Origin of the sequence: Acetobacter okinawensis JCM 25146 (assembly GCF_000613865.1) — a bacterium.
Lineage (GTDB): Bacteria > Pseudomonadota > Alphaproteobacteria > Acetobacterales > Acetobacteraceae > Acetobacter > Acetobacter okinawensis.
Window position 1 is genome coordinate 1 of the sequence record NZ_BAJU01000045.1, and the last position, 17815, is coordinate 17815.

Annotated in this window: 17 protein-coding genes and 1 pseudogene; 14 read left to right on the forward strand and 4 right to left on the reverse strand. The window is 60.4% G+C overall.

The window, feature by feature from the left end:
* The coding region (locus JCM25146_RS19470) for a homocysteine S-methyltransferase family protein (protein ID WP_035372678.1) at positions 1-943 on the reverse strand (943 nt) is incomplete at its 3' end.
* Between JCM25146_RS19470 and JCM25146_RS20915 the strand changes: the two genes are divergently transcribed.
* Positions 942-1427: a hypothetical protein gene (locus JCM25146_RS20915; protein ID WP_025828590.1), complete on the forward strand. Its 486-nt coding sequence runs from the start codon at positions 942-944 to the stop codon at positions 1425-1427. The two genes, JCM25146_RS19470 and JCM25146_RS20915, sit on opposite strands and share 2 nt — an antisense overlap.
* A 67-nt stretch (positions 1428-1494) precedes the next feature.
* Here JCM25146_RS20915 and JCM25146_RS13235 read toward each other — a convergent pair whose 3' ends face one another.
* The 3 genes from JCM25146_RS13235 to flgF all read right to left on the reverse strand — a co-directional run bounded on the left by JCM25146_RS13235 (position 1495) and on the right by flgF (position 5105).
* Positions 1495-2598, reverse strand: a complete 1104-nt coding sequence (locus JCM25146_RS13235; RefSeq protein ID WP_025828591.1) for a flagellin — start codon at positions 2596-2598, stop codon at positions 1495-1497.
* Positions 2599-2622: 24 nt separating this feature from the next.
* On the reverse strand, positions 2623-4218 hold the full coding sequence (gene flgK, locus JCM25146_RS13240; RefSeq protein WP_025828592.1) for a flagellar hook-associated protein FlgK: 1596 nt from the start codon (positions 4216-4218) through the stop codon (positions 2623-2625).
* A 143-nt stretch (positions 4219-4361) separates the two neighbouring features.
* On the reverse strand, positions 4362-5105 hold the full coding sequence (gene flgF, locus JCM25146_RS13245) for a flagellar basal-body rod protein FlgF (protein WP_025828595.1): 744 nt from the start codon (positions 5103-5105) through the stop codon (positions 4362-4364).
* A gap of 357 nt (positions 5106-5462) precedes the next feature.
* Here flgF and flgG point away from each other — a divergent pair, with 357 nt between their 5' ends.
* The 13 genes and pseudogenes from flgG to JCM25146_RS13325 all read left to right on the forward strand — a co-directional run.
* Complete coding sequence (gene flgG / locus JCM25146_RS13255) at positions 5463-6251, forward strand: flagellar basal-body rod protein FlgG (protein WP_081774875.1); 789 nt, start codon at positions 5463-5465, stop codon at positions 6249-6251.
* Between the two features lie 2 nt (positions 6252-6253).
* On the forward strand, positions 6254-7276 hold the full coding sequence (flgA, locus tag JCM25146_RS13260) for a flagellar basal body P-ring formation chaperone FlgA (protein ID WP_025828600.1): 1023 nt from the start codon (positions 6254-6256) through the stop codon (positions 7274-7276).
* A 54-nt stretch (positions 7277-7330) separates the two neighbouring features.
* A complete protein-coding gene (gene flgH, locus JCM25146_RS13265) occupies positions 7331-8026 on the forward strand; it encodes a flagellar basal body L-ring protein FlgH (protein WP_242401134.1) in 696 nt (231 codons plus the stop codon).
* Between the two features lie 249 nt (positions 8027-8275).
* Positions 8276-8989, forward strand: a complete 714-nt coding sequence (locus tag JCM25146_RS13275) for a hypothetical protein (protein WP_025828604.1) — start codon at positions 8276-8278, stop codon at positions 8987-8989.
* A gap of 117 nt (positions 8990-9106) precedes the next feature.
* A complete protein-coding gene (locus JCM25146_RS13280; protein ID WP_148299101.1) occupies positions 9107-10042 on the forward strand; it encodes a MotE family protein in 936 nt (311 codons plus the stop codon).
* Positions 10043-10241: 199 nt separating this feature from the next.
* Entirely contained in the window at positions 10242-10577 is a 336-nt protein-coding gene (locus tag JCM25146_RS13285; RefSeq protein WP_025828608.1) for a hypothetical protein, read from the forward strand.
* A gap of 259 nt (positions 10578-10836) precedes the next feature.
* Entirely contained in the window at positions 10837-12384 is a 1548-nt protein-coding gene (gene fliF / locus JCM25146_RS19480) for a flagellar basal-body MS-ring/collar protein FliF (protein WP_242401132.1), read from the forward strand.
* A 97-nt stretch (positions 12385-12481) separates the two neighbouring features.
* Positions 12482-13552 carry a flagellar motor switch protein FliG gene (fliG, locus tag JCM25146_RS13300; protein WP_081774876.1) on the forward strand — a complete coding sequence of 357 codons (1071 nt, stop codon included), beginning with the start codon at positions 12482-12484 and terminating at the stop codon, positions 13550-13552.
* A complete protein-coding gene (locus tag JCM25146_RS13305; RefSeq protein ID WP_025828612.1) occupies positions 13552-14307 on the forward strand; it encodes a FliH/SctL family protein in 756 nt (251 codons plus the stop codon). Before fliG ends, JCM25146_RS13305 begins: the two co-directional genes overlap by 1 nt.
* A 141-nt stretch (positions 14308-14448) precedes the next feature.
* Positions 14449-14694: pseudogene (fliN, locus tag JCM25146_RS21650) on the forward strand (flagellar motor switch protein FliN); the annotation flags it as partial.
* Between the two features lie 26 nt (positions 14695-14720).
* Positions 14721-15101, forward strand: a complete 381-nt coding sequence (locus tag JCM25146_RS13315) for a flagellar biosynthetic protein FliO (RefSeq protein WP_242401133.1) — start codon at positions 14721-14723, stop codon at positions 15099-15101.
* A complete protein-coding gene (fliP, locus tag JCM25146_RS13320) occupies positions 15098-15874 on the forward strand; it encodes a flagellar type III secretion system pore protein FliP (protein ID WP_025828616.1) in 777 nt (258 codons plus the stop codon). The genes JCM25146_RS13315 and fliP overlap by 4 nt, the downstream gene beginning before the upstream one ends.
* A 531-nt stretch (positions 15875-16405) precedes the next feature.
* Positions 16406-17815: methyl-accepting chemotaxis protein (locus tag JCM25146_RS13325; protein WP_025828617.1), on the forward strand; the 1410-nt coding region annotated here is incomplete at its 3' end.

The window sequence follows — 17815 nt, forward strand, 5'->3', positions numbered from 1 at the left end:
GGCCTGTGGCCTCCGCACGGCGGCGCAGCATGGCGTCGAGTGCCGCAATATGGGGGGTGGAGGTGCCACAGCACCCGCCGGTCATGTTAATGCCGTCTTCTTGCACAAAGCGCTCGACCCATGTGGCCATGTCTGCGGGGCTGAGCGGGTAGTGCGTCTTGCCGTCCACCAGCTCGGGCAGGCCCGCGTTGGGCAGGACGGAAATCAGGCGCGGCCAGTTTTCGGCCAGCCAGCGCACATGCTCTGCCATTTCCTGCGGGCCGGTGGCGCAGTTCAGGCCGATCAGGTCCACATCCAGCGCGTTAATGACTGTGGCGGCCGCCGCAATGTCCGGCCCGACCAGCAGTGTGCCGGTGGTTTCCACCGTGACCTGTACAAAAATGGGGAGTGTGACGCCAGCCTCGGCCCGGGCCAGTTTGACGCCGTTGACGGCGGCCTTGATCTGGAGCGTGTCCTGGCAGGTCTCAATCAGCACCGCGTCCACGCCGCCTTCAATCAGGCCGCGGGTCTGCTCGGCAAGGGCTGCCTCCAGACTGTCGTAGTCAATATTGCCCAGAGATGGCAGCTTGGTGCCCGGCCCCATGGAGCCCAGCACGTAGCGGTGGCGGCCATCGGCAAAGCTGTCTGCGGCCTCACGCGCCAGTATGGCAGAGGCCCGGTTGATCTCACGCGTGCGGTCGGTCAGCCCAAATTCGCCCAGTGTAATGGGGGAGGCGCCAAAGGTGTTGGTCTCCACCATGTCGGCCCCGGCCTCAAAATACCCGCGATGGATCTCGCGGATCAGTTCGGGGCGTGACAGGGTCAGCACTTCGGTGCAGTTTTCCTGTCCCCAGTAATCGCGCTGGACATCAAGGTCGAGCATCTGGATGCGGGACCCCATTCCTCCATCGCAGAGCAGAACCTGTTCACGCAGAGCATCAAGAAGCGGCAGACGAGAAGACATGACAGCACAGAACCGAAGTGGTGGGGAGGAGGGGTCTCAGCCGCGTGAGCGGGCCGAAACCACATCCTTATTCCAGACCGAGGCAGCACTGTCCACCTGCATGCGTGCTCCACCGCGCATGCAGGGGGGGCGTGTGCCACTTTTTGTGCGCTCCCACCCGCCGCAGGGGCAGGTCTGGCGGAGCCATGGTGGCGTGGTGTTTGCGGGTGTTCCCCCTACCCCGGAACAGGCTCAGGGCTGGGCCTGTGTGCTGGAATGGAGCGCAAATGGAGGGGAGGTCAGCCACGGCGGGCATTGCCTGTGCTGCGTGGGCCGTGGGGGACTGGACCAGTTTTTGCTGGCGCAGGCCCAGAGCCGGGTGCGCGGTGTGGGTACCCCACTGGAGGTGATGGTGGTGGTCTGCCCCGCTGAACTGGTGAAGGCCTATGCCACGCAGCTTAAAACCTCGATCTTCCTGTCGTCCTTTTACGCGCTGTATCCATAACAGAACAGCCTGCTGGCCATGCCAGCAGGCTGTTCGGGTACGCAGTAAATAAGGTGGCGGAATGGCCTTAGAGATAGTTGGCCAGTGTCATGTCCTTCATATCCGCGATCAGAATGAACGAGGCCTTGAGGCTTGCCTGCACGTTGCTGCTCTGGATAGCCACTTCGCTGATGTCGGTTGTGCGGGCATCTGAAAGCTGGGTGGTGAGCGCGGTCGTGGTGTTGGTCAGCAGGCTTGCGCGCGCGGTCAGCGCGTTCTGCTGCGCGCCCACGGTTGTTTCCATGTTGATCAGCTGGTTTGTCGTGTTGACCAGAGATGTATGGAGCTGGCTCACAAGGTCGGAGTAGCCTGTGCTGGTGGAGGACATGCCGCTCATGCCCGAAATCAGCATCATATCCCGCATCAGGTCCTTGATGGGAGAGCCGGTGGAGGTGCTGCTGACATCCGATGTGCTGCCCTGCGTGGCCACAATGCCATAGGTGCTGGACGTGCTGTCCCCCGTAATGGTGCTTGTCTGCTGGCTTTGGGCCGTGCTGAGGGAGGCTGTGCCATCCGTGGAGGACGCGGTGGAAATGGTGCTCGAAAAAATCGAGCTGTCCGCGTTCATCAGCGTGGTGGCCTGCTCCAGAATGCTGTCCACACTCGTGCCCGACGCAAGCTGGCTGAGTGTGCTGGCGATCTGTGTGCTTGTTGTGCCAGTGGCCACGTTGGATGGGTCGTTGACCGGGGCTTGGGTGGCGTTCTGCCCGGCAAACACATAGCCCGTGCCGTTGGAGGCGTTGAGGACCGTGGCAATCTGGCTCAGCGTGCTGGAGGCTTCGGTCGAGATCGAGCTGACGGTGGAGGTGCTGCTGGTGCCGGTAATGCTCAGCAGGTCCGTAGCCATGGTCTGCGCGAGCGAGACAATCTGCTTGAGGGACGTGGCGGTCACGCTCAGGCTGTTCTGGGCGTTGGTGATGTTGCTCTGCCACGCCGCGACCTGCGTGATCTTCGGCGTTAGCGAAAACACGGTGGAACGGGACGTGCCAAGACCAGCAAAGGTCTCGGAGATAATGCCGTTGTTGGACGTCTGCCACGAAAGGGTGGTCTGGGCATCACTGAGTTCTTTGACGCCAGCGGAAAGAACAAGGCTTGCGGCACTTGCGCCATACTGCCCGATAGAAGTGCTCATATTAAAGTATCTCCTTCTCTAGGCTTAGTTGATGGCGTCAAGAAGCGCGCTGAACATGGTCTGCACGGAAGAAATGATCTTGGCGTTGGCTGTATAGGCGTTTTGCAGCGCCACAATCTTGGACATTTCGGTATTCACATCCACGCCTGAGACACTGGTCACCTTTGCACTCAGGGTTGTCTGCACCGCTGTGGCGTAGGTCAGGTTGGTGCTGGCCGTGCTGATGGTGGCACCCTGATTGGATGTCAGGGAGGTCGCCAGTGCCACAAGCCCCTGCGTTGCACTGTACCCGGTGCTCAGGCTGCCGCTTGGACCAAGGTTGGAGGTCGGGGCATCCAGACTGACCACCGTGCCGTCTGACAGGGTGGTTGAGCCACTCACATCGCTGCTGGAGGTACCAAAGGTGGTGCTCAGCACATTGGTAATGGTTGTGGTGCTGCCGCTGGGTGACAGGTCGGAGGGGGTGTCCGAGTACGTGGAGTTAACGGTAATCCCGCTTGCCAGATTGGTCTGCTCGCTGCTCGACCCGGTGGCGGTGGTGGAGATCACGCTGCTGCCCGAGGAACTGGTGAACAGGGACATACCCGCAGCCGTAAAGCGGTTGATCAGCGTGGTGGAGAACGCGTTCAACTGTGCCTGCATGGTGGGGTAGGTTGTGTCACGCAGGGTAATGTTGGCCCCAAGCGTGCCACTGGTCAGGTGGGAGGTAATGTCCGTGGTGGAGGTGCTGGTTGTACCATCCGCGACCGTAATACCCGCGATGGCGGAGTTCGTGGGGTCGCTCGAATCGTAGTACATGTTGTCGGTAATGGTGGTGCTGGCCGTGCTGCCATTTGTGGCGGAGAGTGGCCACGTGTTGCTGGGCAGGGTCTGGGTGTTGTCGTTCAGGCCGATCTGGTCCGGACGGGTCGGCAGCTTGGTGCCATCTTCGGTCGTGACAACCATGTCGCCCTTGGACGTTTCGGTAAACTTGACGCCTATTTCGGAGGAGAGGTCGTTCATCACCTCAAGGCGGCTGTTTTCAAGGTCGGCGGTGTCGGAGCCAACGGCCTTGAGCGCCATGATCTGCTTGGACAGCTGGCCGATCTGCGTCAGGTTCTGGTTGATGGTGGAGACCGTGGACACAATGGTGTCTTCCGCCGTCTGCCGCTGCGCGGTGTAAGTGCTGGCCAGTGTGTGGATGGTGTCGGTCAGGGAGGTGGCAGCGGTAATGACGGCTGTCTGGGCCGAGCTTTCCAGCGGGGTGGAGGTCAGCGACGTGAGCGCGGTCTGCACATTGCCCAGTGCATCAGACAGGGTATTGGTCGAGCCCGAATCCGCAGAGGTGGACCCCTGAACGGAGGAAACTGCCGACAGCGAATTGGAGGAGGCGGTCAGGGCCGAGACCTTGGCATTCTGCGTATATAGCGAAGATTGCAGGTAGGGGCTGACATTGAGCACCGTCTGCCCGATCCGCACACCGGTTCCCTGATTGTTTGCAACAGCCGAGGTCACGCTGGCCGATTCGGAAACATAGCCCGTGGTGGAGGAGTTCGCGACGTTCTGGGAGACAACGGAGTACTGGTATTCGATCCCGTTCAGCCCGCTCGAGGCTATTGATAGAGCTGATCCTAGGTCCATTGTCGTCCTCGTCCGTTGGTCACGGCGTGTTATGGAAATCTGGCAACAAATAGCAGCCAACTGGCAGCAGTTAAAGAAGTCTTACGGCGCATTGGTTTGCAGAAGGTTAACGCAATGCGCAAAATGGCCCGTGCAGGGGCGCGTCAGCTGCTCGAATCCTGCGTGATCTTGTCGATCGCGTTGGTGCGGCGGGTGGATTCGGTCTGCACGAGCTGGAAGTTCAGGTCATAGTCGCGCTGGATTTCCACCATGCGTGTGGTTTCGGAAATGGCGTTGACGTTGCTGCTCTCCAGCATGCCCTGCCGGATTTCCTTGCGGGGCAGGACCCGTGTCTGGGTCGTGGGTTTGAGCAGGTCGTTGCCCTCGGGCTGGAGGGTGTTCAGGTTGTCCACCGTCATCAGGTCAATGGTGCCAACCGCGCCATCCTGCGTGGAAATGGTGCCATCGGAGGAGACGGACAGCACATCGTCCTCACGGGGGATGATGATGGGGCGCTGGAAGCGGTTGAGAACGGGGTTGCCGTTAATATCCACAATGGTGCCGTCGGAGCGGCGCTGGAACTGGCCGTTGCGCGTCAGCCGCACGCCCTGCGTGGTCTGTACGGCAAAAAACCCTTCGCCGTTAATGGCAAAGTCGGTCGGGTTGCCGGTCTGGCGGAGCTGGCCCTGCCCATGGTTCTGGTAGGTGGCGCGGTCCTGCGTATAGGCTTCCGTGCGGGCACCGGGAATGCCGTGGATGTCTTTTTGCTTGACGATATAGTCGGAAAATAGCTCGCGGGAGGCCTTGAAGCCGGTCGTATTGGCGTTGGCCAGATTGTTGCTGGTGACTTCAAGGTCATGCGTCAGGGCATTGATGCGGGACAAGGCGATATAGGTCGTGTTGTCCATGGGTGTCTCACTCCGGCAGGTGGGGCGGGTGCGGCGCGCTGGTGCGGACCTGCCCCGAATCTTGCAGCCCGATCATGGTTTTATCTGCGCCAAATCTATTGGATTGCCCATAATACAGCAACAGTGGATGTGTGCCATATATAACAAAAGCGCACTTGATGTAGAAGTGGTAAGGAATTGGCCAGACAAAACCTCTTGCAATGGCCATGCTGTCGTCTTACCTCTTGCGGGCAATACATGGTGTGGCAGTTTTTCCAAGCTGTGCGTACGGCCATGTAAGTTCCCACCCATGCCCCCGCCACCGCACCGTTGTTGGGGAGAGCATGGCGCAAGGCACACCCGGAGGCTTGTCATCCTATGATGCGTTCCCTTGATATCGCCGCTACGGGCATGCAGGCCCAGTCGACGAACGTCGAGACAATTTCCCACAACATCGCCAACATGACGACCACGGGCTACAAGCGGCGTCGGGCGGAGTTCCAGGATCTGATCTACCAGGACATGCGCCGTGCGGGGACCATGAGCTCGGACACGGGCGACCTTGTGCCGTCTGGCGCGCAGGTGGGTCTTGGTGTGCGCACCGCCGGTATTTACCGTATTAACGAACAGGGTACGCTGGAGCAGACCGGCAACGCGCTGGATCTGGCGATTGAGGGGCGCGGCTACTTCCGTGTGACCCTGCCATCGGGCGAATATGCCTACACGCGTGACGGCACGTTCTCCCTCTCCAATGACGGGACCATTGTTACGGCGGACGGCTACCCGCTCAGCCCCGATATTTCGCTGCCCAACAACGCTGAAAACATTACTGTCGATCAGAGCGGGCAGGTCCAGTACACCCTGTCCGGGCAGACCACGGCGCAGGTTGCCGGGCAGATCCAGCTTGTGACCTTCCAGAACGAAAACGGTCTGGCCGCCATGGGGCAGAACCTGTTCACCTCCACCACCTCCTCGGGCGACCCCATTACGGGCACACCGCAGAGCACGGGGTTTGGGGATATCCGGCAGGGCTTTTTGGAAGAATCCGCAGTTAACGTGGTGACCGAAATTACGGACCTGATTACCGCCCAGCGCGCGTATGAAATGAACAGTAAGGTTATTACGGCTTCTGATGAAATGCTTCAGACGCTTACGAACCTGAAATAATCATGTCCCTGCGGGCGGCCATACTGCCGGTTCTGGCTGCGGTTGTTGTGGCGTTGCAGCCTGTGGCCAGTTTTGCGGCAACCCTGCGCACGGCCACCACGGTGACATCGGATACGGTGCGTCTGTCAGACCTGTTCATGGACCTGGAGCCGGGGCAGGACCGTGTTCTGGGGCCAGCGCCGCTGCCGGGCAGCAGCTTTGTGGTCGGGGGGCGGCAGTTGCTGGCCATTGCCGACCAGTATGGCGTGGACTGGCTGGACCAGTCGGCCACGGCGCAGGTGACCGTAACGCGCGCAGGCCGTGTGCTGGACCGCGACTTTTTTATCCATCTGGTCAAGCAGAGCCTGCCTGATCTGGGCGAAGGCCCGGTTACAATCGAACTGGGGGATTTTCACCCCATGACCGTTGCGGCCGATGATCCCAAACCCGTTGTCCTGTCCGATGTGGACTGGGACCAGAAGAGTGGCCGCTTTACCGCCACGGTGTACCGCAGCCACCCGCTGGGTGATATTACGCAGGACTCGTTCCTGCTGACTGGCACGGTCCATGCGGCGCAGCGTGTGCTTGTGTACACGCATGCCCTTGCTGCGGGGGCGATCATCGGGGCGGGGGATGTGCGGGTGGACGAATCCTATACCGGCCATACCGGCGCGCGGGCTTACACGGGGGATACGGATGTTGCGGGCATGACTCTGCTGCACAGTGTTGTGGTGGATGAGCCGGTGCTGGAGCGGGACCTGCGGCGCACGATTGTCATGCATAAGGGGGACCCCATTATGCTCTCCTACACATCGCCCGGCCTGCACCTGTCCGCCACGGGACGTGCGCTGGAGGACGGTGGGACGGGCCAGTACGTGCATGCGCTCAATCTGGCTAGCAAAATGATTTTGACAGGCCGTGTCGTCAACGGGTCCGAAATGGAGGTGGACACCACTTCGGGTGCCGTGCCATCGGATGGTAATGCCCTGCGCCGCATCAGCGCGTCCTCCCGCTCCGGTGGGCAGGGCGGCGCTTACCCCCGGTAGTAGCCTATGACTTGGAGAGACTTATTGACCCAACACCGTCTGTCTGGCGCCCTTATGGTCGGATTGCTGGGCCTTGCCTCCTGCACGGGGCTGGCGGACCTCAGCGAGCTGGGGCACCCCCCGCGCATGACCCGCACGTCTGATCCGACGCAGACACCCGACTACCGGCCTGTGACCATGCCCATGCCCCCGCTGCAGGCACCGCCAACGGAGGTAGGCAGCCTGTGGCGGCCGGGGAGCCGGGCCTTCTTCAAGGACCAGCGCGCCTCTCAGGTCGGGGACCTGCTGACCATTAAGGTCGAGATCGCAGATAATGCGAACGTGGTGGACGATACCTCAGCCTCGTCCAGCGGGTCGGAAGATTTTGGTATTCCTAGCCTGTTTGGGCTCAAGGCGGGCGCGCTGACCAAGGCCGATGCGCTCAACACGAGCAGTGCAAGTGCCAACGCGGGTACGGGGACCATCCGCCGGACAGAAGCGGTGACGCTTACGCTTGCGGGGACCATTACGCAGGTACTGCCCAACGGCAACTTTGTGGTGGTGGCCCGGCAGGAAGTGCGGGTTAACGGGGAGCTGCGCCAGCTTATGGTCAGCGGTGTGGTCAGGCCGCAGGATATTCTGGAAGACAATACCGTCACCCACGACCGTATTGCGGAGGCCCGCATTTCCTACGGTGGGCGTGGTCAGCTGACCAAGCAGCAGACTCCACGCTACGGCCAGCAGATTATGGACAGTGTTCTGCCATTTTAGGCGGTATTGCTCTGGGTTTGTGCTGCGTGGTGGGGGTGCGGCCAAAAAGGTTGGATCATCACTAACGCATAACTTGACATAACGGTTCAGTTTCCCCCATTCAACAAGTTGTGCAATGCCTGTTTTCTGTGTGTTGCATGGCCATTGGCGCCGGTGCGGGGGTGAGTAGTCAGCAGGCTGGCGCTTACGCGGGCGCCCAGATCATGGCGATGCTGGCGCAATTGGCAGGTAACACCACGGGAGATAAGCATGACGAACGGTGACAACGCATTCGGCACCCTGGCCGAGCCTAACCAGACCATACTTGTACAGGGGCTGAATGTTGCCAGCCTGAAGTGCGAAACAGATGCCCCTATCGCCATTGGCGGCACAGTGCGCAGCGCGCAGTTGCAGGCCCCGATTGTGGATGTGCTGGAAAGTGGTGTGGTCTCGGGCGAACTGGTGGCCGATGAAGTGGTCATTCGTGGTACAGCGGAAAATGTGACGGTTCGCGCCAAACGCTTTTTTGCGACCAGCACGGCCAAGATCCAGAACTGCACCCTTGTCCTTGAAGGGATGAGCGGGTGCAGCATCAACCCCGGTGCAGAACTGACGGGCGACTTCAAGATCAGCACCGCCACTTTTGCTGCTGCGGCAACGCCTGCTCCCGTGGCGGCTGTAGCACCTGTTGCAGCACCTGCGGCGACCCCTGCTGCTGCATCGGCCTCGTCCGCCTCTGCGGCCAAGCCGGTCAAGGTTGAGATCAAACCCGCCCCGACTCCTGCGGCTGGTGCGTCCTCTTCCGCCTCCACGGCGTCCTCGTCATCCTCCACCACGTCCAAATCCACCACGGCGGATGCGGGCAAGTCCTCCGGTACAGGTGGCAGTTCGGTCTGGGGTAGTGTTGATCAGGCGCTCCGCTCCTCGGCGGAAACGGAAGATGGTCATGCCTCCCTTGTGGGAACCTCCAATACGCAGTCGTAAGGCTGTGTCTGGTCCGTGGCATGGTGTGGGGGATGTGGCTGGCGCACTCCCCGGTGTGTGCAGTGTTGCCGCCATGCCCGTCCGCCAGAGTGTTTTTGTGAAGAGATGTCGTAGGTTGTGATGCTGATACCCCGTTTGTCGTTCGGGAAACTTGTGCATATTTCATCAAGCCTGATGACTCTTCTTCTGGCCATGAATATCCACACCATTGCCGGACACATGAAGGACGATAGTGCGGATACGGCTGGGCAGCCTCTTGTCTCCGTTGCCAGTGCGGCTGCGGCCGAGAACACGCCTGCCGCCGTGAATGAATCCAGCAGCAAGACCAAAAGCGACAAGGATGCGCTGGAGGGCTGGGTGTCCGTGCTTGATGCCAACGAGGCGGCGGAAATGTCTCCCGATGTGGGAGATACCTCGGGTGGTGCCAAAAAGAAGACCGGCGTTGCAGCGGATGACTGCTCCAAGGGTATTTCCTGCGCGCAGGTCAAGACCGGTCTTGGCCCGGACCCGGACCCGGAGGTCAGCAAGGCTGAGGCCGATCTGGTCAAGGACATTCTGGCCCGCCAGTCCAGCATTGAGGGCGAGCAGCAGCAGCTTGACCAGCAAAAGCATGTGCTCAATGCCGCGCGCGCTGTGCTGGACCAGAAAATGAACACGCTTGATGCCTCCATGGCTACGCTGGAGCAGAAGCAGGCCGCCCACCGCGAGGTCATGGATGCCGAGACGGACCGGCTGGTCAGGATTTATGAGGACATGCCCCCCAAGGAGGCAGCGGCGGTCTTCAACATCATGGACATTCATGTGCTGATTGCCGTGGCCAGCAAAATGAACACCCGCAAGGTTTCTGCCATTATGGGGAACATGTCGCCCGAGCGGGTGAACCTGATCTCCCAGTTCATGGCGGGGGTCCGCAGCTTCCATGCCACGGGTGATGGAACCGATAGCGGGGACCGGGTCGCACAGAATGTGGGTACAGCCACATGGTGGGCCAAACCGGCAACCTCGGTTACCCCCGCAGGAGGTACGCATGGTGCCGGATCGTCTGCACAGTAGCAGGCGCTAACCGGGCGGGTATGCGCGCTTTTTTGGAGTAAGGTGGGCTCTTGGCTCGCATTTACATGGGAACTGGCTTAAAATAACACGTCATCTGGCACAAATGGCCCCTCTGGCGGGCTTGGCGGCATCAGGCACCACGTCATAGCCAGTTCGGGCGCAGGGTGCATGTGGGCTTGAAGGACGGGAACAACAGGGCATGATAATCAGGCGCGCAGTGATGGTAAGCCTGCTTCTGGCAGTTGCGGGGTGTTCGGCCGACACGGTTGCCAGCAAGATAACCGGGCGTGAGTGCAATGCCGGCTACATTCAGGAAGGGGAGGACTGGTGCGCCCCCCCCGAGCGCCCGCCTGCGCCCCAGCCATACTGCACGCAGAGCTGGAATGGCGTGGATTGCTGGGCCAGACCTGACCTGATGCCCAACGTGGCGCGCGAGGTGGCGGAAGGTCCAACAGGGCTGACGCAGGACCAGAATGCGCAGCGGCTGAATATGTCGATCAAAAAGGCGCCGCCAACAAACGCCTATTATCCATAAATCGGGGTGCGTCTGGCGCACCGGACCGGGGTACAATACAAGCTGGAGTGGGTCTGGTGGTGCAAGGCTGTTCTTTTACTGTGGCACAGGGTGCGCAACGTGTATTTATGGCCAACAGGCATGCTGTTGTGCTTGACGGGCAGGACAGGGCAATGGCAAGGCCATGCTCTGGTGGCGCTGCGGAGTGTTTGGATGCTGAAACGTCTGGAGAGTTGTGTGGTTCCCCATTTTTCCTTCGTGACAGCGTAGCCCTTCCCGCATGAAAAATTTTCTTACAAGTCTCAAGGCTCTTGGCCGTACGCAGCAGATTGCGCTGGGCATTGCAGGGGCAGCCCTGCTGGGTGCTCTGGCCTATTTTGCCTTTTATGCCGGAGTGGGTGCGAGCACGCTGCTCTATGGTGATCTGGACCTGACCGAGGCGGCCGAAATGGCCGATGACCTGGCCAAGGCCCATATCTCCTTTACCACCAGCCCCGATGGTACCCGCATTTTTGTGGCTAAGGACAAGGTTGCCAGTGCGCGCCTGCTGCTGGCCAAAAACGGCCTGCCAAGCGGCGGGGCTGTCGGGTATGAGCTGTTTGACAAGAGCGGCACCCTGACCAGCACGCAGTTTGAACAGTCGATTAACGAGACCCGGGCCATGGAGGGGGAACTGGAACGTTCCATCCGCCTGCTCAACGGGGTGCGCAACGTGCGTGTGCATCTGGTTCTGCCACACCGTGACCTGTTTTCGACCGAGACCAATCCCTCGCAGGCCAGTGTGGTGCTGGATATCGGCCGCGCGGGCCGCATGGCGCCCGATGGCATTCAGGCGATCCAGAACCTTGTTGCCGCTGCCGTGCCGGGCCTGCGTCCGCAGAATATCTCCATCGTGGATACGCGCGGCGATGTGCTGGTCAAGCCGGGTGATCCGGACAGCCTTGCCGGGCAGGAAACGCAGATGGAAAAAATCCGTCATGCGGAAGAGCAGCGCCTTGCACAGGCTGTGGAGGACATGCTGATCCCCACACTGGGTGCAGGCCATGTGCGTGCCCGTGCCGCAGTGACCATGGCCACTGAGGAAGTGCACGAAACGGACGAGAGCTACGATCCCAACCAGCAGGTCCTGCGCTCGCAGCAGACAAGCTCGGACAAGAGCGTCAACACCGAATCCAGCCCGAGCACAACGGTGGGGAACAACCTGCCCAACGCCAATGCCAATCAGGACAACAAGACAGGCTCGACCAACGACCGTGAGGAAGAGACCAATAATTACGAAATTGGCAAGCGTGTCCGGGTTGTAAACCAGTCGCGCCCGCGCATTGCCCGCGTGAGCATGGCGGTGCTGGTAGATGGCACCATGGCCAAGGACAAGAGCGGCAAGGAAGTCTGGACTCCGCTGGATGATTCCGAGCTGCAGCGGATTACCACGCTGGCGCAGACCGCCGTAGGCTTTGACAAGGCCCGCGGGGATGAGGTGCGCGTTGTATCCATGCGGTTCATGCCCGATGGTGGGTTTGACTTTGCAGGTTCCCGCACCGACTACTTCAGCCGCGAAATGCTCATTTACGTGGCGGAATGGGTTATCCCCATCCTGCTGGTTCTGGGTGCCTGTTTATTGGCCTGCGTCCCATGCTGCGCCGCACCGGTCTGGTTACTCTTGTATCCAAGGAACGGCACGGGCAGGAAGCGCTGCTCGCCGGGGCCGAAGGTGGCACGCTGGTCATGGGTGCCAATGGGCAGATGCTTCCTCCGGTGCTGCTGGCGAAGGGAGCCATGGGGTGGATCTGGATGGTGTTCAGGGCAAGCTGCGGCAGGAAGCGCTTGATAGGGTTGCCGATCGCTTTGAAAACAATCTTGATGAAACCGTGCTGATTATCCGGAGCTGGCTGAACGCTCCGGAACCGAAGAAGGGGCCCTAGGCCATGTCCGAGACCGCAGCAGCAGCCCCCACCGAGGCGCGGCAGGAAGTGCCTTCTTCCGTTGTGCATGATGAAACCCGGCACCTGAGCGGCAAGCAGCGTGTTGCCATTCTGCTCCTTGCCGCCGGGCGTGAGCGCGCGGCCAAGGTGCTCAAGCAGTTGCAGGAGGACGAGGTCCGCGATGTGTCCGTGGCCATGGCGGGACTGGGGCTTATCAGCGCGTCCGTGGTGGAGGAGGTGTGTGCGCAGTTCAGCAAGAACTTCGAATCGTCCGAAGGGCTTGTGGGCACGTACGAAACCACCGAGGAACTGCTACGCAAGGCCCTGTCGGGCGAGCAGGTCGACAAGATCATGGAAGAAATCCGTGGTCCGGCCGGGCGCACCATGTGGGACAAGCTGGGCAACGTGCAGGAGCTGGTTCTGGCCAACTACCTGCGCAACGAATACCCGCAGACTGCTGCCGTCATTCTCAGCCGCCTCCAGCCTGCCCATGCCGCGCGGGTGCTGACCCTGCTGCCAGAGGATTACGCAACCGAGGTGATGATGCGCGTGCTGCACATGGAAACGGTGCAGCGCGAAGTGCTCGACAGCGTGGAGGCCACCTTGCGCTCGGAATTCATTTCCTCCCTTGGTCGTTCGGCCAAGCGCGACAGCTACGAACTGCTGGCCGAAGTGTTCAACAACTTCGACCGCAAGACAGAAACGCGCCTTATGGCGTCCATGGACAAGCGCAACCACGACGATATGGAAAAGGTGAAAGCGCTTATGTTCACCTTCGAAGATATCAAACGTCTGCCGCACGAGGCCCTTATGCGCATTGTGGCGCAGGTGGACCGCGAAAAGCTGCCCCTCGCGCTCAAAGGCGCGTCCGAGACGGTGCGCAAGATGTTCTTGCAATGTATGTCCAAGCGTGCGGGCAGCATTCTGCTCGAGGAAATTTCCGCCCTTGGCCCCGTGCGCGTGAAGGATGCAGACGCCGCGCAGGTCGATATTGTGACCATTATCAAGAATATGGCCAATGCGGGTGAGATCGACCTGACCGAAAACGGTGGCAACGACGAGATCATTCCATAATGCTGCCAAAGGGGTTCTTCCGCTCCGGTGCTTGCGTTTTTGCCGCGGATGGCACGTCCTCTGCGGCGGATGCGCCTGTGCGTGCCTATCCACGCATGATCGATCTGGAAGACTTTGGCGTACCACTCGAAGAGACCCCCGCCGAGGATTCCAAGGAGGAGGAAGAGCATCCGCCCGAGCCGCCTCCACCCGACCCCAACCTGCTCAGTATTACGCGTGACGAGCTGGCCGCCCTGCAGGAGCAGGCACATAGGGAAGGGCAGGCCGTAGGGGCCGCGCAGAAAGATGCGGAGCTACAGGCATTCTACACCGGGTGCATGGCCGAACTGACCGCAGCATTTGCCGCTGAAAACGCACGGCGTGACCAGGAAGTCGCCCGTGCCGCGCAGGTGTTTGTGGCAACGGTGGTCGAGATCGTGCGCAGCCTGACCGCCCTTGACGGCGCGGTGTTGCAGGGCATGCAGCGCGACCTGCTGGCCGATGCCGCAAGTTTTGCGCGTGAGTGCGAAGGGGATGTGACGGTGCAGTGCAGCCCCACCGACCTGCCGCGCCTTCAGGCCGCTTTGCAAAGTAACGGCGGCGTGCAGGTCATGCCCGTGTCGGATATGGAGCAGGGCATCATACGGATTTCCACAGCAGCCAACACCATTGTCATTGACCCAGTGCAGTGGCGCAAAAGCATGGCTGAGAAAATAGTTGCCAGTGTAACAGCCCTTGCGCGCCAGCGCATGCAGCAGAATACTGAGCAGGCATAAGCAGGCGGAGACGACCATGACAGAAGAAAACACCGATATCGGGCTTGAGGATTTCGCCACCAGTGTGCCAGCGCCGGATGCCTCCGCCACGCCAGCCCCCGGCACGGCCCCCGATGGCAAGGACGTGGACGACGCCAGAAAGAGGCGGTCTATGACATTCCGGTCAAGATTACGGCGGTTATCGGCACGGCGACCATGCCGGTTAACCAGTTGCTGCGCCTTGGGCGCGGGGCCGTGGTCGAGCTGGACCGCAAGCTGGGCGAAGCCGTGGATATTTACGCCAACAACCGCCTGATCGCCCGTGGCGAAGTGGTGGTGGTGGATGACAACCATATTGGCGTCACCATGACCGAAATCCTGTCCTCCTCCGCAACCAACAACGGTTAAGGGCCTTGGCCGGAGCAGCAGCTGTTGTGGCCACCCCACCCGTTGCCACGGGGCTGGGGGCTGGCTCGTTTGTTGCGCCGGTCATAACCTGCATTGTCGCCTTTGCGGTGGTGATCGGGCTTATTTTTCTGTCCCGCTATGGTCTCAAGTTTGTCGAGCCGTATCTGCTCAAGGGGCGGCAGACCCGTGATCTGGCGGTTATGGAGAGTGTGGCCGTGGACCAGCGCAGGCGGGTCAGCGTGATCCGTTACGGGCAGAAAAAAGGGCTGATCCTGACCGGCGGCGGCAACGATGTGTTTATGGGCTGGGTGGACGAGGGGCAAACCCCCACCCACCCCGATGCGCCACAGACGGACCCGCTGGCGCCCCCCTTGCCGGGCCTGCCCAAGCGGAGTCCCCAGCCATGAGAGTTCCTGCCGTGACAAGACGTGGCCTGTGGTTTGCAAGTCTGGGGTTATGTGCTCTGGCAGTTGGTGTGCTGGCGGGTCTGCCGGTTGTGGCGCATGCCCAGTCCATTGCCCTTGATCTGGGCAAAGGGGGCGATGCAGGTACCACCAGCCGCCTGATCCAGCTGACAGCCCTGATAACCATACTCTCGCTTGCGCCCAGCCTGCTGGTTATGGTGACGGCGTTTACGCGGATTATTGTTGTGCTCTCGCTCCTGCGCGGGGCCATTGGCGCGCAGGGCACGCCCCCCAATACGGTGCTGATCGGGCTTGGCCTGTTCCTGACCTTTTTTGTCATGCAGCCGACCTTCCAGCAGTCATGGGATCAGGGCATCTCCCCCATGATTGAGGGGCAGGTGGAGGAAATGGAAGGGCTCAAGGCCGCAGCCGAGCCTTTCCGCACGTTCATGCTCTCGCATGTCCGTTCGGCCGATCTGGCGACGTTTGAGCGTCTGGCCAATGTGCCCGCAGCCGCCACCCCGGCCGAAACACCATGGCGCGTGCTTATGCCCGCTTTTATGGTGGGCGAACTCAGCCGTGGGTTCGAGATGGGGTTCCTGCTCTACCTGCCGTTTCTGGTAATTGATATTGTCACATCCAGCGTGCTGATGAGCCTTGGGATGATGATGTTGCCCCCTGCGACCATCTCCTTGCCATTCAAGCTGATCTTCTTTGTGCTGGTGGATGGGTGGCAGATGGTGGCTGGCGGGCTTGTCCGCAGTTTTGGCGGGTAAGCACCCCCTCCTGTTCCCAACCCGCATAAATCTGGGCCATTGATTGCAAAACGGCAATAAATGGCCGCCTGATGCGTCTGCCCTCTTGTATATTGCAAGGTTTTTAGAAAATGCAGCAGGGGGGCAGGCTTGCCCATTGCCGCAAAAGAGCTATCATTTACGGCAAGCTGCCCCTCAAACAGGACCCGGCCAGTGGGTTGGCGGGTGTGTTTCTGGTTTTACTGTATTGTTTTAACAGAATTTTATTTATTGGGGGAAAAAGCGGACCGCCAATGGTCCGGACAATCTTCTGTAAAGACATCCAGTCACGAACGCGGTATGAAGGCCTAGCTTGTCTGGTCCTGTGTCTGGATGAGAACAGATTATCTGCTTTTTATCTCAAGGGGCGTCATCGGGCGTTTCCTGCTTTTTGTAATGTGCAAGGGGGCCCATTAGGCCGCATGACTGGCTGGTGTTTGTTCCGCGCTATAGTGGAGCGGCCAGTGGTTGCCACGTAAGGCGCCCCGACAATATGAAGGAAGTTGCACGGATATGCTGCAATGGCTGAACAAAGACGCTCCGTTCCGCGATAAAATCCGGGTTGTGATGCTCTGTCTGGAAGCATATTTTCTCTTACAGATTGTTGTGGAGACGGTTGGCTTTTTTTGGCATGCGCCAGTCCATTACACGTATATCATCAACATGGCTGCTCTGGTGTTCGGCCAGCTTGTTGTTCTCCAGATCTGGAGATGGTTTACAAGCCTGATTACCGAGCCGGTGGAAAAACTTGCCACCATGGGCGAGGAACTGGGCAGCGGCGTCAGCCACAGCAACATTCCCTTCCTTAAAAACAAAGACTGCGTTGGCCGTCTTGCCCGGATCATGGCGCGCTTCTCGCGCATGGTGGAAGAGCAGGCAACAGCCCGCCAGCGGCAGGAAAACATGGCGTCCGAAATTCAGGACGCACTGACGGGCAGCCAGGAACGTGACAAGCATACCCATCTGGTAATCGAGCGCCTGGGGCAGGCTCTGGCCGACATGGCGCAGGGCGACCTGCGCGCACGGATTGAAGACCCGATTTTTGATGGCGAGTTCGCTCCCCTGCGTGATGCGTTCAACCACTCCGCCTCCCGCCTGAACGAGGCGCTGACGGCTGTTGCCTCCAACTCGGACCTGATCTCCACAGGTGCTGCCGAAATTTCCACCGCGTCGGACGATCTGGCCAAACGGACAGAAAAGCAGGCCGCAAACCTTGGGCAGGCCGCCTCCTCCGTGCGGACCATTACCGAAGGTGTGCAGAGCAACGCCAAAGCCTGCGCCGATGCCAACGCGGAAAGCCAGCAGGCGCTGGAAAAGGTGAAGGCGGCAACTTCCGTCATGACCGAAACCACCAAAGCCATGGACGGGATCAAGACCTCCTCCGATGCGATTGGCGAAATTATTTCGGTCATCGACGGCATTGCCTTCCAGACCAATGTGCTGGCCCTGAACGCAGGGGTGGAAGCCGCCCGTGCGGGCGAGGCCGGGCGCGGGTTTGCCGTGGTCGCGCAGGAAGTGCGCTCGCTCGCCGAGCAGTCCGCCACTTCTGCAAGCGAGATCAAACGCCTGATTTCCGTTGCTGCCGAGCAGGTGGCCAAGGGTGTGGATCTGGTGCAGCAGACAGGCCGCTACCTGAACGATTTTGCAGGCAGCACCCAGAACATTGCGACCCGCGTGGAAGAAATTTCCTCCTCCACGCAGGATCAGGCCCAGCGCCTGTCCGAGGTCACAGCCTCCATTGGTGGCATGGATCAGGTGACGCAGCAGAACGCAGCCATGGTGGAAGAAACCACAGCCGCCAGCCATAACCTGACCGCCGAAACACGCACTCTGGCCGCAACCCTGAGCCGCTTTAAAATGGATAGCTCGGGTGCACGCAGCAGCCGTGCGGCACGCCCCGCACTGGCGGCTCCACGTGCTGCG

Excerpts from the sequence above, each read along its gene's own strand:
- flgF (WP_025828595.1), bottom strand. The coding sequence starts at position 5,105 with ATGGACAACACGACCTATATCGCCTTGTCCCGCATCAATGCCCTGACG.
- flgG (WP_081774875.1), top strand. The coding sequence starts at position 5,463 with ATGATGCGTTCCCTTGATATCGCCGCTACGGGCATGCAGGCCCAGTCG.
- JCM25146_RS13285 (WP_025828608.1), top strand. The coding sequence starts at position 10,242 with ATGATAATCAGGCGCGCAGTGATGGTAAGCCTGCTTCTGGCAGTTGCG.
- JCM25146_RS20915 (WP_025828590.1), top strand. The coding sequence starts at position 942 with ATGACAGCACAGAACCGAAGTGGTGGGGAGGAGGGGTCTCAGCCGCGT.
- JCM25146_RS13235 (WP_025828591.1), bottom strand. The coding sequence starts at position 2,598 with ATGAGCACTTCTATCGGGCAGTATGGCGCAAGTGCCGCAAGCCTTGTT.
- flgK (WP_025828592.1), bottom strand. The coding sequence starts at position 4,218 with ATGGACCTAGGATCAGCTCTATCAATAGCCTCGAGCGGGCTGAACGGG.
- fliP (WP_025828616.1), top strand. The coding sequence starts at position 15,098 with ATGAGAGTTCCTGCCGTGACAAGACGTGGCCTGTGGTTTGCAAGTCTG.
- JCM25146_RS13275 (WP_025828604.1), top strand. The coding sequence starts at position 8,276 with ATGACGAACGGTGACAACGCATTCGGCACCCTGGCCGAGCCTAACCAG.
- fliG (WP_081774876.1), top strand. The coding sequence starts at position 12,482 with ATGTCCGAGACCGCAGCAGCAGCCCCCACCGAGGCGCGGCAGGAAGTG.
- flgA (WP_025828600.1), top strand. The coding sequence starts at position 6,254 with ATGTCCCTGCGGGCGGCCATACTGCCGGTTCTGGCTGCGGTTGTTGTG.
- flgH (WP_242401134.1), top strand. The coding sequence starts at position 7,331 with ATGGTCGGATTGCTGGGCCTTGCCTCCTGCACGGGGCTGGCGGACCTC.
- JCM25146_RS13305 (WP_025828612.1), top strand. The coding sequence starts at position 13,552 with ATGCTGCCAAAGGGGTTCTTCCGCTCCGGTGCTTGCGTTTTTGCCGCG.
- fliF (WP_242401132.1), top strand. The coding sequence starts at position 10,837 with ATGAAAAATTTTCTTACAAGTCTCAAGGCTCTTGGCCGTACGCAGCAG.